The organism is Thalassobaculum fulvum (assembly GCF_014652915.1).
Taxonomy (GTDB): Bacteria; Pseudomonadota; Alphaproteobacteria; order Thalassobaculales; family Thalassobaculaceae; genus Thalassobaculum_A; species Thalassobaculum_A fulvum.
Window position 1 is genome coordinate 191,939 of the sequence record NZ_BMZS01000004.1, and the last position, 14,122, is coordinate 206,060.

Below are 14,122 nucleotides of genomic sequence, written 5' to 3' on the forward strand. Positions count from 1 at the left end.
GGTCGAAACCAGCCGAGCGACCCCCCATGGACTTCCATCTTCCCGCCGAGGTCGAGGCCTATCGCGCCAAGGTCCGCGCGTTCGTCGGCGAGCACATCCTTCCGCTCGAAGCCGACCCGTCAGCCTATGACGAGCACGACAACATCCGGCTCGACCGCCTGGAGACGGTTCGCGCCAAGGTCAAGGCAGCCGGACTCTGGGCGCCGCAGATGCCGCGCGAGATGGGCGGTCTCGGGTTCGACCAGATCGGCATGGCAGCGGCCTACGAGGAGATGAACCGGTCGATCTTCGGGCCGGCCTGCTTCAACTGCGCCGCCCCCGACGACGGCAACATGTACGTGCTGAACCGGGTCGCCACGCCGGACCAGAAGCAGCGCTGGCTGAAGCCGATCGTCGACGGCGCGGTTCGCTCGGCCTTCGTGATGACCGAGCCGTCGCCCGGCGCCGGATCCGACCCGGGCATGATGCTGACCAGGGCCGAGCCGGCCGGCAACGACCGCTGGAAGGTCACCGGTCGCAAGTGGTTCATCACCGGGGCCGAGGAAGCCACCCATTTCATCCTGATCGCCCGCACCTCGGACGACGCCCGCAAGGGGCTGTCGGCCTTCATGTTCCACAAGGACCAGCCGGGCTGGCGGATCATCCGGCGGATCCCGATCATGGGTCCGGAGGAGCACGGTGGTCACTGCGAGATCGAGTTCGAGGGGCTGGAGATCGACGACAAGGACCGGCTGATGGAGGTCGGCGACGGCCTCAAGCTGACCCAGATCCGGCTCGGCACCGCACGCCTGACCCACTGCATGCGCTGGCTCGGCCTCGCCAAGCGCTCGATGGAGATCGCCATCGAGTACGCCGAGCGCCGCGAGGGCTTCGGCATCCGGCTGGCCGACCGCGAGACCGTCCAGACCATGCTCGGCGACCTCGCCTACAAGATCGAGATCGGCCGGCTGCTGACCATGAAGGCGGCCTGGAAGCTGGCGAACGGCGACTTCGCCCGCAAGGAGGTGTCGATGGCGAAGATCCACGTCGCCGACACCCTGCAGGAGGCGGTCGACGTCGGCATCCAGATCAACGGCGCGCGCGGCTACTCCAAGGACACGCCGCTGGAGTGGATCTACCGCTACGCTCGCCAGGCCCGCCTGGTCGACGGCGCCTCCGAGGTCCACAAGATGGTGCTGGCCCGGTTCTACCAGAAGGAGCGCGGCGACTTCTGGTCCTGGGGCGTCTAGCCGATGCAGGGCGAGGCGCTGGAGGCACTCGGCCGCTGGATCGCCGGAGCCCTCGGGGCCTCGGAGATCCGGCTGACCGAACCGGCCAAGATGCCGGGCGGCGCAATCCAGGAGAACTGGACCTTCGACGCCCTGGTGACCGACGGGCCGCACGCCGGAACCCTCGGGCTGGTCCTGCGCACCGACGCGCCGTCGGGCGTCTCGGCCAGCCGCACCAAGGTCGAGGAGTACGCCCTGCTGAAGGCGGCCTTCGCGGCCGGGGTGACGGTTCCGGAGCCGCTCGCCGCCGATCCTGCCGGCGACCTGCTCGGCAAGCCCTTCTACCTGATGCGCCGGGCCGCCGGCACCGCCAACCCGCGCACCCTGGCGCGGGATCCGGCGCTCGATCCGCACCGCGCCGCACTGACCGAGGCGATCGGACGGGAGCTCGCGCGCATCCACTCGATCGTGCCGCCGCGCCCCGACCTCGCGTTCCTGGACGCCGACGCCGGGCCGCCGGCCCGCCGCCGGGTCGCCGAGTTCCTGGCGCAGCTCGACGCCCTGCCCCGGCCCTACCCGGTGCTCGAATGGGCGACCCGCTGGCTCGACCGCAACGCGCCGGAGACCGCTGCCGCCGCGCTCGGCCACGGCGACTTCCGCTGCGGCAACCTGATGGTCGACGCGACCGAGGGGCCTGTCGTGACGGCGGTGCTGGACTGGGAGTTCGCGAGCTGGTCGGACCCGCTCGAGGACATCGGCTGGCTGTGCGCGCGCTGCTGGCGGTTCGGCGCCGACGACCGGCCGGTCGGCGGGATCGGCGAGCGGGCCGACTTCCAGCGCGGCTACGAGGCCGAGTCCGGCCGCAGGCTCGACTGGGCGGCCGTCCCGTACTGGGAGGTCCTCGGCACCGTGCGCTGGGCGATCATCGCCCTGCAGCAGGGCGAACGGCACCTGTCCGGCCGCGAGTTCTCCATGGAACTGGCGCTGACCGCACGCAAGGCGGCCGAGATGGAATACGACCTGCTGACCCAGATACGGGCGATCGAGGAGGCTGCGTGATGTTCGACCGTCCGGACCGGCTGGATCTTCTGCTCGCCGCCGAGACGACCCTGCGCGACGAGGTGCTGCCGTCGCTCGACGGCGGCGCCCGCTACGCCGCGCTGATGGTCGCCAGCGCGATCGCCATCGCCCGGCGCGAAGTCGAGGCCGGCAGCGAACCCGCCCGCACGGTACTGGACGCGTTCGCCGAGCTCTACGGCCAGGACAACGTGCACCGGGCCGGCGGCGACTCCGGCGAGCGCGTCCGCTCGCTGCTGAGCGATCTCGCCCGCGAGATCCGCGACGGCGAGTACGACGACGACCTGCTCGGTCCGGTCCACGGCGTGTTGACCACGCTGGTGGTCGAGCGGCTGAAGTGCTCGAATCCACGCTTCCTGGAAGCCAGCGAGTACAGCCAGCCCAGCCGCAGCTGACCCGCTCTCAGGGCGCCGGTGCCTCCAGCCGGGCCGGCGGGAACCACAGCAGGACGGTCGTGCCCTCGCCGAGCTTGCTGCTCAGTTCCAGCCGGCCCTGGTGGTGCTCCATCAGGGTCTTGCTCAGCGACAGCCCGAGCCCGGTCCCCTGGTACCGCCGCGAAAAGGTGTTCTCGACCTGGGCGAACGGTGTCAGGACCCGGGCGATATCGGACTCGCCGATCCCGATGCCGGTATCCGAGATCGCCAGCTTCAGCCCCTCCCCCGGTTCGACCCGGACCGAGATGCTGCCGCCGGACTCGGTGAACTTGACGGCATTGGACAGCAGGTTGATCAGGACCTGCCGGATCCGCATCGGATCGCAGCGCAGGCGCGGCAACGCCGCCTCCGCCTGCGGCCGCTGCAGGTCGATCTCCTTCGATCGCACCAGGGGCAGAACGATCCGCTGCGCGTCGTCGATCAGGGTCGAGACGTCCACGGTCTCCTCGCGCAGCACCAGGTTGCCGGACTCCATGCGGGTCATGTCCAGGATGTCGCCGATCACCTCGACCAGGTGCTCCGCGCTCTGGCCGATGTCCTTGACGTAGTCCACGTAGCGGCGGTCGCCGAGCGGCCCGTACAGCTCCTCGACCATGATCTCGGAGAACCCGATGATCGCGTTCAGCGGGGTCCGCAGTTCGTGGCTCATGTTGGCGAGGAACTCGGACTTGAAGCGGTTGGCCGCCTCCAGTTCGCCCTTCGAGACACGCAGGTCGGCGATGGTCTCGTGCAACCGGGTGTTGGCCTCCTGGAGCTGGGACGTCCGCTCGTCGACCAGCCGTTCGAGCTGCGCGCGATACATCGCGAGCTCCGTGTGCTGCGACTCGATCTGCTCGAGCATGTTGTTGAACCCGGCGATCAGATCCCCCAGCTCGTCGTTGGTCTGCCGCTCGGCCCGGCGGTTGTACGCCCGATCGGTGCTGACCTTCCGCATGACGTCGGCCAGATGCATGATCGGCCGTACCAGCGTGTGCTGGAGCGTCGACGACAGGGCGAACGCGACCACGGTCGACAGCACGACGATGACACCCGCGATCGACAGCACGGCGTTCCGTTCGTCCCGCAACCCGTCGAGCGACGCCACCAGTTCGACCGCGCCGACCACCTCGCCGTCGAGCAGCACCGGCTGCCTGACCCACAGACCCTCGAGTTCGAAGCGTGCCCCGTCCCGGGCCAGCTGGATGCTGCCGTTGCCGGCCTCCGGCATGGTCCCGAAATGTGCGAACGCGGTACCGTCCGGCTTGACGATGCGGCCCGCCACCACGTCGGGTCTTCCGCGCAACGCCGACAGGGTCTCCGAGGCCGCCACCGGGTCGTTGAAGACCAGGGCCGCACCGGTGTTCTCGGCCAGCACCTGCGCCAGCGCGGTCATTTCCCGGACCATCCCCGAACGGGTCGCGCTGTTGGCGTAGAACAGGAACCCGACGGTGACGAGTGCGGTCGCCACCGAACCGACCAGCATGGTCGCGGCGACGAACTTGGCGTGAAGCGATAAATCCGAGAACCACCTGGGCATCATTGACTCGCTGGACCGACGATCTCCGCCAACTGGAGGAGCTTGGAGCTCAACTTCACGCCCGTCCGCGTGACGGAATCGAGATTCACCTGAAAGCGCAACCGGTTGTGGTCCTGGACAAGCCCGATATGACCTCCGAGCGACGCGAATCCGGGCATGTCGGACACCATCAGTACCGCGTATCGACTCGCCGTCGCCAATGCATCGCGCAGCGATCCGCCGGACACGAACTCGCTGGAGAAGAAGATATGACAGGCGTCCACCGGCATATCGGCGTCGAGGACCCTCACCTCGACCGGGTGCTCGCCGATCTGCTTCTCCGTCAGCGGCCGCAGCGCGCGCCATTCCAGATCGTCCCCCCGCACGCACAGGATGACCGGGGCGGACGGCGAGAGGAACCGGCGGGCCGGCCAGGTCGCGAACTTCGCGAAGTTGTAGACGAACGCAGCCTTGACCGCCGCGGCCTTGGGATCGTCGTCCGGATGCGCCACGGCTCCCGTCGCGAGCAGCGACGCGAGCGCCACGACGGCGGCACCCAGAACCGGTCTGGGCCGCCGTCGTTCTGGTCGCGTTGCTCGGGCGTTGACGGTGCCGCGCGGCATGCTCTTAGAACTTGAGGGTTAGCGAGCCGAAGACCGACCGTTCGGCCTTGGTCGAGATGGTTCCGGCCAGTTCGTCTCCCTTGAACTCCAACCGCTCGCTGTGCAGGAGGTTCTGGCCGAGAATCGCCAGTTCCAGGTTCGGCACCGGCCGCCAGGCCAGCCGGATGCCCAGTTCGGCGTAGGCGTCGGTGTCGTTGCTGTCGATCTCGCTGACGTAGCGGGCGGCCGCGTCGAGGGTCACGGTCCGGGTCAGGTTGAGCAGGCTGCGGACCCCGACCTGATGGTTCGGATCGGCGTTCAGCGCATAGTCGGTCTGCAAGAACGAGTACCAGCCCTGCAGCCGAAGGCTCTCGACCGGCTGCCAGTTCCCGACCAGCTCGAAACCGTAGACGTCCGCCTCGCCGTCGTTGGCGGTATCGAGCGGGAGCACGACATGGGTCGTGCCGCCGGAGGTCGAAACGTAGGGCTGGCCGGCCGTCGAGGTGACCAGCCGGTCATAGAAGTTGTAGAAGGTCGCGAGGTCGAACGACACGCTGTCCAGCGGCCGCCACCGGTAACCGGCCTCGAGCGCCAGCAGCTCTTCCGACCGTACGGCGCGGTCGCCGACGAACCGGATCGCCGTCGGCAGCCCCGCGGCCGTGGACGGCGGCAGCACGATCCCCAGGATGTCGAGGTCGTTCTCGGCCCGCGACGGCGTGCGAACGGCCCGCGACACGCCCGCCCACACGGCGTTCCGGTCGTCCAGGTGCCACAGCGCCCGGAGATTGGGCTGAACCTCGAGACCGGTGTAGCTGTTGTATTCCAGCTTGGTGCCGAGCGTGACCTCCACCCGCCCGCCGAAGAACTGCATGGTGTCCTGCCCGAAGGCGTTGACCAGGTACTGGTCGTCGCTGTCCGGCTCGAAATCGACCGAGAAGCTCTCGGCGAGATCGTCCCGGCTGTAGCGTCCGCCGACACCCCAGACGATGTTGTGCCGGCCGCCGACCACGAAGCGGTGCAGCGCCTCGACGTCCAGGGTGCCGCGTTCCTCCCCGACCCGCGGGTCGTCGAACACTTCGCTCTGGTAGTAGGCGCGCAGCTCGATCTTGTTGTCGGCGGCGAGTTCGCGGCTCCAGCTGCCGAGCACGAAGCTGCCGGTCACCTCCGAATCGACCTCCAGGCGCTCGGAATACGGCGCCGTCAGGGTCGGCCCGATGTAACCGTCGCCGACGACGCTGCTGAACGACCCGCCCTGGAAATGCCAGGAGTCGCCGGACCGATCGACCAGATCCGCGCGAAACCCGACCCGCGCGGTCCGCCAGTCGTCGGCGCCTCCGACACCGTCGGTGCCGGGACGGCTGCCCTCGTTGAAGGCCTGCCCGTACACCCGGTAGTGCCCGCCGTCGCCGAGCCGGCCGCCGTGGCGCACGGCGCTGCGGATCTCGTCGTCGGAGCCGGCCCCGGCGGCGAGGTACGTGCCCTGGGTGTCGCGTGAGTGCTTGGTGATCACGTTGATCACCCCGTTGACCGCGTTGGCGCCCCACAGGGCGGCGCCCGGCCCGCGGATCACCTCGATCCGGTCGACGTCCTCGAGCAGCGTGTCCTGCCGGTCCCAGTACACCCCGGAGAACAGCGGCGTGTACACTGTCCGGCCGTCGATCAGAACCAGCAGCTTGTTCGCGAATCGGCTGTTGAATCCGCGTGCGGAGATCGCCCAGGAACTGCCGGTGATCTGCGCGACATTGAGCCCGGGCACCATGCGGAGCGCCTCGGGAATCGACCGCGCGCCCATCCGCCGGATGTCCTCGTCGGTCAGCACGAACACAGCGGCCGGCGTGTTCTCGATCGACTCCGGACGTTTCGCCGCGGAAGTGATCTCGATCTTCATGAGCTGCTCGAGCGTCAGATCCGCGTAGTCCTGTGCCGACGCCGGCCTGGCCGCCGCCACGGCCGACAGGACCGACGCGGCAACCGCGGCAGCCACCCAATGTCGCTTCATTGCCCCCTCCCCGACGACATTGGGTGTGACAATACCTCAACCCGGCGGACGTACGGCACAGGCAATGTCCGAATGCGGTGGTAGAGCATCCGAACTTTCGGCAGCCAGTGCGTTTGTATGATAATGCATGATTCAGTTTTTGGTCGTTCGAAAACCGCCTCGCGCCGGCGCCCGACCGCCGGGGCGCCGGCCGGACCCCCGTGTCGGCGTGTGACCTCGGCCGAAATTCGGCGTATGCTGTTCGACCATGGCGGGTCGCGGCGGTCTCGTGACCGGCGCCCGAAACGTCGCCAAGCCACGACCGGCCCGCGGCCGCTCGAACCAACCGTTCGGGAGTGTGCACGATGGCCATCGGAACTCAGATCCGGAATCCCCTGGAATGGGGATGGGACCAACTCAAGAAGGCCGAGTCGGCCGTCGAGGCGACCGGACACGCCCTCGGCGGGGCGGAGGCCGGGAGCGAAGCCGGTCCGGCGGCCGTCCGGCGTATCCGAATCGACGACCTCCGGGATGCCCTGGCCCGGGGCGTCGACGACTTCCGGGCGTGCCGGACCGACGTGCTGTTCCTCTGCCTGGTCTATCCGGTCGCCGGCCTGCTCCTGGCCTATCTGGCGTTCGGCTACGACTTCCTGCACCTCGTTTTCCCGCTGGCGTCGGGCTTCGCGCTGCTGGGCCCGATCGCGGCGATCGGCCTGTACGAGATGAGCCGCCGCCGCGAGCGCGGCCAGGCCCCGAGCTGGGCCGACGCCCTGAGCGTCGTCGGTTCGCCGGCGTTCGGCGCGATCCTGGTCCTAGGCCTGTACCTGCTGGCGGCGTTCCTGCTCTGGCTGGTCGCCGCCGTCGCGATCTACGGGGCGACCCTCGGGCCGGAGCCGCCGACCTCGATCGGCGCCTTCGCGCAGGAGATCGTCACCACCGGCGCCGGCTGGGCGATGATTGCGATCGGCATCGCGGTCGGCTTCGTCTTCGCGGTCGTCGTCATGACCGTCAGCGTGGTGTCGTTTCCCATGCTGCTCGACCGCGACGTCGGACTGTACCCGGCGATCGGCACGTCGATCCGGGCGGTCGCCGCCAATCCGCTGCCGATGGCGGTGTGGGGCGCGATCGTCGCCGGCGGCCTGCTGCTGGGTGCCGTCACGCTGTTCATCGGGCTGGCGGTCGTCATGCCGGTGCTCGGCCACGCGACCTGGCATCTCTACCGCAAGCTGGTGGCGGATTGACGGCGGGCGCGGCGGTCGCCTTGATGCACCTGCATTGGCCCGCTATCGTCCTCGGATGAGCGGAACGACCTCGTCGCCGTCGGAACAGAGCATCGTCGCCTGGGCCCGTCTGGTCCGGGTATCGCAGGCCTTGCTGGAAGCGGTCGAGGCCGACCTGAAGGCCGCCGGCATGCCGCCGCTGGTCTGGTACGACGCGCTGCTCGAGCTGCGGCGCAACGAGCCCGACGGGCTGCGGCCGTTCGAGCTCCAGGACCGCATGCTGCTGGCCCAGTACAACCTTTCCCGCCTGCTCGACCGGATCGTGAAGGCGGGCTACGCCGAACGCCGGCCGTGCCCGGAGGACGGGCGCGGCCACGTGCTGCACGTCACGGCGGCCGGCCGCGACCTGCTGCGGGCGATGTGGCCGCCATACCGGGACGCCATCGCCCGACGCTTCGCCGACCGTCTCGACGACGGGGACGCCGCCGAGCTCGGCCGGCTGCTCGGCAAGCTCCAGGGCCTCGCGCCCGCGCAGCCGACGACTCCGCCCGAAACCGTGCCGCCATCGCCGCCGGCGGCCGAGCCGGCACGCCGCGTCCATCTGACGGCCAAGCCGCAGCGGCGCGTCCGGTTCTTCGCGATGAAGCCGCGGCCGTGAGCCGGCTGGCGGCGCCCCGGCCCTGCGCCGGTCAGGCCGCCTCGAACACCTCGAGACGGGTCCGGTTCCTCGCGATGAAGTCCCAGTCGTAGGTGACGCCGAGCCCGGGGCCGGTCGGCACCGGCACGCAGCCGTCGCTGCCGACGCAGTCCAGCTGGTCGGAGTAACCGCAGGCATAGACCGGCGGCACGGCATTCGGGCAGTCCGGGCCGACCAGTGCGACCTCGTAGTAGTTGCTGTTGCGGGTCGCGGCCATGACGTGGCGATGCGCCGGCCCGCAGGCGTGGACCTCGACGTCGACCCCGAACGCCTCGGCCAGGTGGTGGATCTTCATCGCCCCGGTGATGCCCATGTCGTACTCCGGGTCCGACCGCAGGAAGTCGGTGCCGCCGGCCATCAGGAAGTCGGCTTTCGGCTCGACACCACGGATGTGCTCGGTCTGCAGGATCGGCGTGCGGATCATCTCGCGCAGCTTCCTGTGCGCGAACGCCGACACCCCGGAATCCCGGAACGGATCCTCGTACCAGAAGTAGTCCGCCTCGTCGCAGGCCCGGCCGACGTACAGGGCGTCGGCGAAGGTCCGCAGTTCGCAGGCCGGGTCGAGCATGAGGGTCATCCCGTCGCCGACCATCTCGCGAACCTTGAGCACATTCGCCGCCTCCTCCCGGCGGTCGCCGTCGTGCCAGCCGTGGACCTTGAAGGCCCGGTAGCCGATCTGCCGGCACTGCAGCGCGAACTCGCCGAACGCCTCGGGGCTGTCCAGGCCGCCCGAGCGGTCGCCGTGGTAGGTCGATGCGTAGGCCGGCAGCCGCTCGCGATGGGCGCCCAGCAGAGTCGCGATCGAGCAGCCGAGGCGCTTGCCGGTCCAGTCCCACAGCGCGATGTCGATCGGCCCGTGACCCATGTGGTCGAACTGCCGGGCCTCGCGTTTCAGGTCGTCCCAGATGCCCTCGCGCTGCTCGGCATGCCGGCCGAGCAGCAGGGGCGCCAGCATCAGGGTCTGCCCGAGCGCCGACGGCGACGCCACCCAGTGCGTGACGTACTCGCCACGGCAGCCGTCCTCGGTCTCGATCCGCACCGCGTACTTCGAGACCCGCGAGGTCGCGCCGCGCCGGAAGCTCAGCGAGCCGATGCTGCCGCCTTCGGCAGCCCGACCCAGATTGACGGCGTCGAAGCCGAACTCGTGCACCTCGACACGGGTGATGCGGGTCATGGGGCCTCTCCTCCGGCGCTCGATCACTGCCCCCGGATCATGCGCGCCCGGTCGCCGGCCGACAACGCCCGGGGGCTGGTTCAGAGCAGGTTGAGCAGACCGCCGCGACCCGGTGCCGCCACGAGCCGGTTGGCCGGCAGGACGACCGTCACCGTGGTCCCGCGCCGCGGGGCACTGTCGATCGTCATCCGGCCGCCATGGGCCTCCACGATCGCCTTGCTGATCGGCAGGCCGAGCCCGGTACCGGCCTCGCCGGTCCGGATCGCCGACTCCGTGCGTCCGAACGGCAGCAGCGCGATGGCGACCTCTTCGCGGGTCATGCCGGTGCCTTGATCGACCACGTCGATCCGGATTTCGCCGTCGTCGTCCAGGCGATGCCGGACCACCACCGGCCGGGACGACGGCGAATACTTGATGGCGTTGCCGATGAGGTTCACGAACAGCTGCCGCATCCGGGTCTCGTCCGCGTAGACCAGCGGCAGCCCGGCGAGATCGTCGACGGTGAGCGCGATCGACTTCGCCGACGCCGCCTGTTCCAGCATCGCGATCGCCGACGACAGCACCGAGCGGAGTTCCACCGGCCGCTCGTCCAGCGACGCCGCCCCGGCACTGGCCCGGCCGAGGTCGAGCGCTCCGTTGACCAGCGCCAGCAGGTGATAACCGGCCCCGACGATGTCCCGCGCGTAGTCGCGATAGCGGCCGGCCAGCGGACCGAAATGCTCCCCCAGCAGGATCTCGCCGAACCCGATCACCGCGTTCAGCGGGGTCCGCATCTCGTGGGCGAGGTTCGCGAAGACATCGGCGATCTGTCCCCTGGCCTCCGCACGGGCCTCGACGTCGAGCAATCCGCCGTTCCGCTCGGAGGCGGCCGGAACCACCACCAGCATGCGCAGCCGTTCGCGTCCGCGCGCCCACTCCTCGCCGCGCGACACGAGGACCGGAAGGGAACCGCCATTCAGCGGACGGATCAGCGCGTGGCGCCATTGCGTGCCGGCGCCGTCCGGTGCGACCCCGCCGTCCAGGTCCACCGACACCGGATCGCCCAGCACCAGGATCTCCGAGGTCGGGCGGCCGACGATACTGGCCGGACCGTCTGCACCGATCAGCCGGAGCCCGTTCGCGTTGATCTGGACGACACGGTCGCCGCCGACCACGAAGACCGCAACCGGCCAGGCGTCGAGGGGCACCGCCGGCGTCCCGGTTCCGTCGGGCGCCGTCGACGGCGACAGGCTTCCCTCCGGCGGCTTCACGCCTACAAGCCCCGCACGCCGTCGAGATCGACACCGTCCAGGACTGCCCCCTGGAGCTTTGCGCCGTCGAGCATGGCCCCGCGCAGCGTCACCCCGGTCAGATCCGCGTCCGACAGGTCCACCCGGCGAAGGTCCGCCCCGCTCAGGTTCATGGCATTCAGCCGCGCCCCGGTGAGGCGGGCGCCGACGAACGACGCCCCGACGCCGTTCGAGGCGATCTCCCGGCTGCTGCCGCCGACCGAGAGCGGGCCGAGATTGGCGCCCCGCATGTCCGCCTCGTTCAGATGGGCATCGCTGAGGTTGGCGCCACGCAGATCCGCAGACCGCAGGGACGCCTGCCGAAGATCGCTGCCCGTCAGGTCGACCAGGGCCATCGTGGCCCCTGTCAGGTCCGCGGCAAACAGCACCATGGTCCGCAGCGACGCGGCCGCCAGGGAACGGCCGGCCCACTCCAGCTTCGGCAGCATCATGCCCGAGAGCACGAGGCGGGCGCCGCCGGCCGAGTTGGTCTCGACCCAGGTGCGGTGGCCGTCGAGCAGCGCCGGCAGGTCGAGCCCGGCCTCTTCGTCGGTCTTCGGCTTGGTCGCCTTGCTCAGGGCCGGATGATCGAGCAACGCGATGTCGATGATCGCGCCGGTCAGGTCGGCGCCCGCGAAGTCGCAGTCCTCGAGCACCACGTTGGTCAGGATCGCGCCGCGGAAATCCGCTTCGGACGCCTTGCACCCGACGAACTGCGCCCCCTCCAGGTTGGCGTTGCGGAACACCGCCGTCCGCAGGTCGGCCCTCTGGAACGACACCCCGCGCATCTGGGCGCCCGAGAAATCGGCCCGCACCGCGAACGACTGCCCGAGCCGCGCAGACGAGAAGTCCGCCCCGTTGGCGCGCACGCCGGAAAGATCGGCGGCCCCCGCCGGGTTCTCCAGCCCGGCCAGTCCCGCCTCGGTGGCGCGCGCCAGAACCGCCTCGCGGATATCGGCCTGGGCCAGGTTGGCGCCGGCCAGCGACGCCCCGCGGAAGCAGGCACCCCGCAGGTCGGCGCGTGTCAGGTCGGCACCGTCGAGGCGCGCCCGCGTGAGGTCCGCGCAGAAGAAGGTGGCAAAGCAGAGCACGCTCCGGTCGAGCTTGGCGTCGACCAGCGACGAGCCGGTGAAGTCGGCCTCGTCGAGCCGTCGTCCGCTGAGATTGATGCCGTCGAGACGCAGGTTGGCCAGTTGCGCGCGCCGTCCGCCCGGGAGGCGCTTCACGTACCGATCGTGCTGCTTGATGGCGGTCGCAACCGCACGGCTGTCGGGAGCGACGGGGCCGTCAGCCGAAATCTTCCCTGCGGTAGACATGCTCGTCCCGGCTCCTCCTCCGCTACGCGACCGTAACCGGGACTAGTTAAGGGAGCGTTGACGTCGTCCGGTCTGGTTGTGCCGAGCCCCCTAATCGTAGCCCGGAGGCGGCACGAACCCGCCGATCTGCTTCTCCATCATCTTCGCGAACGCCAGCGCGGTCTTGTCCCGGCCGTGACCGGCGATGATCTGCAGGCCGCACGGCAGACCGTCGCGCGCCGCCCCGACCGGGACCACCGTGCTCGGCAGATACACGACCGACGACAGGCCGGCCCAGAACAGCTGGTCGACGGTCGGCTCGGGCCGCCCGTTCACCGGGATGGTGCGCTCGTGGCGCTGTCCCTCCTGCTGGTGGGCGAAGGCCGTGGACGCGGCCGTCGGACACAGCAGGAGGTCCCATTCGCGGAAGAACGCCGCCCAGGCCTCGCGGAGATGGGTGCGGCGCTCGTGCGCCCGCAACCAGTCCCGGTGCCCCTGCGTGAAGGCCCGGGCCACCATCGGCACGTAGCGAAAATCGTCCGGGTCGGCCTCGGCGGCGATCCGGCGCTGCTGCTCGAGGTCGGCGTCCGAGAGACGGCCCGAGGTGGCGGCACGGAGCAACTGGATGTAAAGCCGATGCGACTCCGTCGTGTCGAGCGCGGGCCTCGCCGTATCCGACACCCGGACGCCCAGTCTGGCGAGCTCGTCCACCGTGGCCTGGAGCTTGCCAGTGAGCCCGTCGTCCTGGGCGCAGTTCGGGTCGGTCAGCATCACCGCGACCCGGAACTCCCGCGGCTCGGCGCGGGCGTCCTCGGGCAGGTCCAGCCGCCAGCACTCGGCGTCGAGCCCGTCGGCGCCGGCCATGGCGTCGAGCGCGAGCTCAAGGTCGTCGGCCGAGCGCGCGAGCGGCCCCACCACCGAGATGTCGGCGGCGGCCAGCACGCCGGGCAGCGCATGCCCGCGCATCGGCACCACGCCATAGGTCGGCTTGTGGCCATACACGCCGCAGTAGTGCGCGGGGTTCCGGATCGAGGCGCCGATGTCGGATCCGGCTTCCAGCCCGGTCAGCCCGGCCGCCAGGGCGGCGGCGCTTCCACCCGACGAACCGCCCGGCGTCCGCCCCGGATCCCACGGGTTGTTGGTGCTGCCGTACACCGGGTTGTAGCTCTGCCAGTCCGCCAGCATCACCGGGACGTTGGTCTTGCCGAACGGCACGGCCCCGGCTTCGCGCATCCGCCGGACCACCGTCGAATCGCGCTCGGCCGGCCGGTCGGCGAACTCAGGCAGCCCCCATGTGGTGGGCAGCCCCTCCATGTCGTAGCTCTCCTTGAACGTCATCGGGACGCCATGCAGCGGCCCCCACACGTCGCCCCGGGAGAGCGCCGCGTCGGCCGCCTCGGCCCGGGCCCGCGCACGCTCCACATCCCGGACGACGATCGCGTTCAGCCTGGGATTGTGGCGGTCGACCCGGTCGAGGAAGTGATCGAGAAGCTCAAGACAGCCGATCTGCCTGGCCCTTATCCGGGCGGCGAGCTCGGTGGCGGGCAAAAAGGCGATCTCCGTCATGGCGTCCTCTCGCGATCGGGTCGGTTCGGCAAGCTTGGACCGCCGGGCGGGCTCGATCAACTTGCCGCAGCATTCGGAAAACACGTTCTATGCGTGTGTAAAAATATA

Annotated in this window: 12 protein-coding genes; 5 read left to right on the forward strand and 7 right to left on the reverse strand. The window is 70.0% G+C overall.

The features are described 5' to 3' along the window. Positions 1–26 precede the first annotated feature (26 nt). The 3 genes from IE246_RS10255 to IE246_RS10265 are packed head-to-tail and all read left to right on the forward strand — an operon-like array spanning position 27 to position 2,680. Positions 27–1,229, forward strand: coding sequence for an acyl-CoA dehydrogenase family protein (locus IE246_RS10255; RefSeq protein ID WP_189989046.1), 1,203 nt, complete (start codon positions 27–29; stop codon positions 1,227–1,229). Between the two features lie 3 nt (positions 1,230–1,232). Next, complete coding sequence (locus tag IE246_RS10260) at positions 1,233–2,267, forward strand: phosphotransferase family protein (protein ID WP_189989047.1); 1,035 nt, start codon at positions 1,233–1,235, stop codon at positions 2,265–2,267. Further along, complete coding sequence (locus IE246_RS10265; protein WP_189989049.1) at positions 2,267–2,680, forward strand: DUF6285 domain-containing protein; 414 nt, start codon at positions 2,267–2,269, stop codon at positions 2,678–2,680. The genes IE246_RS10260 and IE246_RS10265 overlap by 1 nt, the downstream gene beginning before the upstream one ends. Positions 2,681–2,687: 7 nt before the next feature. Here IE246_RS10265 and IE246_RS10270 read toward each other — a convergent pair whose 3' ends face one another. The 3 genes from IE246_RS10270 to IE246_RS10280 all read right to left on the reverse strand — a co-directional run bounded on the left by IE246_RS10270 (position 2,688) and on the right by IE246_RS10280 (position 6,815). Next, the gene (locus IE246_RS10270) at positions 2,688–4,235 is read right to left on the reverse strand and encodes an ATP-binding protein (RefSeq protein ID WP_189989052.1); all 1,548 of its coding nucleotides are present in this window, start codon (positions 4,233–4,235) and stop codon (positions 2,688–2,690) included. Next, complete coding sequence (locus IE246_RS10275; protein ID WP_189989054.1) at positions 4,235–4,759, reverse strand: YfiR family protein; 525 nt, start codon at positions 4,757–4,759, stop codon at positions 4,235–4,237. The genes IE246_RS10270 and IE246_RS10275 overlap by 1 nt, the downstream gene beginning before the upstream one ends. Positions 4,760–4,841: 82 nt before the next feature. Continuing rightward, positions 4,842–6,815, reverse strand: a complete 1,974-nt coding sequence (locus tag IE246_RS10280) for a TonB-dependent receptor plug domain-containing protein (protein WP_189989056.1) — start codon at positions 6,813–6,815, stop codon at positions 4,842–4,844. 344 nt (positions 6,816–7,159) lie between these two features. Between IE246_RS10280 and IE246_RS10285 the strand changes: the two genes are divergently transcribed. Further along, a complete protein-coding gene (locus IE246_RS10285) occupies positions 7,160–8,035 on the forward strand; it encodes a DUF2189 domain-containing protein (RefSeq protein WP_189989058.1) in 876 nt (291 codons plus the stop codon). Between the two features lie 55 nt (positions 8,036–8,090). Continuing rightward, positions 8,091–8,672 carry a MarR family winged helix-turn-helix transcriptional regulator gene (locus IE246_RS10290; protein WP_189989060.1) on the forward strand — a complete coding sequence of 194 codons (582 nt, stop codon included), beginning with the start codon at positions 8,091–8,093 and terminating at the stop codon, positions 8,670–8,672. Between the two features lie 31 nt (positions 8,673–8,703). Here IE246_RS10290 and IE246_RS10295 read toward each other — a convergent pair whose 3' ends face one another. The 4 genes from IE246_RS10295 to IE246_RS10310 form a co-directional block, all read right to left on the reverse strand. Continuing rightward, positions 8,704–9,885 (reverse strand): enolase C-terminal domain-like protein, encoded by a 1,182-nt coding sequence (locus IE246_RS10295; RefSeq protein ID WP_189989062.1) that lies wholly within the window; start codon positions 9,883–9,885, stop codon positions 8,704–8,706. A gap of 80 nt (positions 9,886–9,965) precedes the next feature. Beyond that, the gene (locus tag IE246_RS10300) at positions 9,966–11,072 is read right to left on the reverse strand and encodes a sensor histidine kinase (protein WP_189989064.1); all 1,107 of its coding nucleotides are present in this window, start codon (positions 11,070–11,072) and stop codon (positions 9,966–9,968) included. 65 nt (positions 11,073–11,137) lie between these two features. Then, the gene (locus IE246_RS10305; protein ID WP_189989066.1) at positions 11,138–12,379 is read right to left on the reverse strand and encodes a pentapeptide repeat-containing protein; all 1,242 of its coding nucleotides are present in this window, start codon (positions 12,377–12,379) and stop codon (positions 11,138–11,140) included. 180 nt (positions 12,380–12,559) lie between these two features. Next, on the reverse strand, positions 12,560–14,014 hold the full coding sequence (locus IE246_RS10310; protein WP_189989068.1) for an amidase: 1,455 nt from the start codon (positions 14,012–14,014) through the stop codon (positions 12,560–12,562). Positions 14,015–14,122 lie beyond the last annotated feature (108 nt).

Bases quoted from the DNA above. Each gene is read 5' to 3' on its own strand.
- IE246_RS10255 (WP_189989046.1), top strand. From the start codon at position 27: ATGGACTTCCATCTTCCCGCCGAGGTCGAGGCCTATCGCGCCAAGGTC.
- IE246_RS10260 (WP_189989047.1), top strand. From the start codon at position 1,233: ATGCAGGGCGAGGCGCTGGAGGCACTCGGCCGCTGGATCGCCGGAGCC.
- IE246_RS10265 (WP_189989049.1), top strand. From the start codon at position 2,267: ATGTTCGACCGTCCGGACCGGCTGGATCTTCTGCTCGCCGCCGAGACG.
- IE246_RS10270 (WP_189989052.1), bottom strand. From the start codon at position 4,235: ATGCCCAGGTGGTTCTCGGATTTATCGCTTCACGCCAAGTTCGTCGCC.
- IE246_RS10280 (WP_189989056.1), bottom strand. From the start codon at position 6,815: ATGAAGCGACATTGGGTGGCTGCCGCGGTTGCCGCGTCGGTCCTGTCG.
- IE246_RS10285 (WP_189989058.1), top strand. From the start codon at position 7,160: ATGGCCATCGGAACTCAGATCCGGAATCCCCTGGAATGGGGATGGGAC.
- IE246_RS10290 (WP_189989060.1), top strand. From the start codon at position 8,091: ATGAGCGGAACGACCTCGTCGCCGTCGGAACAGAGCATCGTCGCCTGG.
- IE246_RS10295 (WP_189989062.1), bottom strand. From the start codon at position 9,885: ATGACCCGCATCACCCGTGTCGAGGTGCACGAGTTCGGCTTCGACGCC.
- IE246_RS10310 (WP_189989068.1), bottom strand. From the start codon at position 14,014: ATGACGGAGATCGCCTTTTTGCCCGCCACCGAGCTCGCCGCCCGGATA.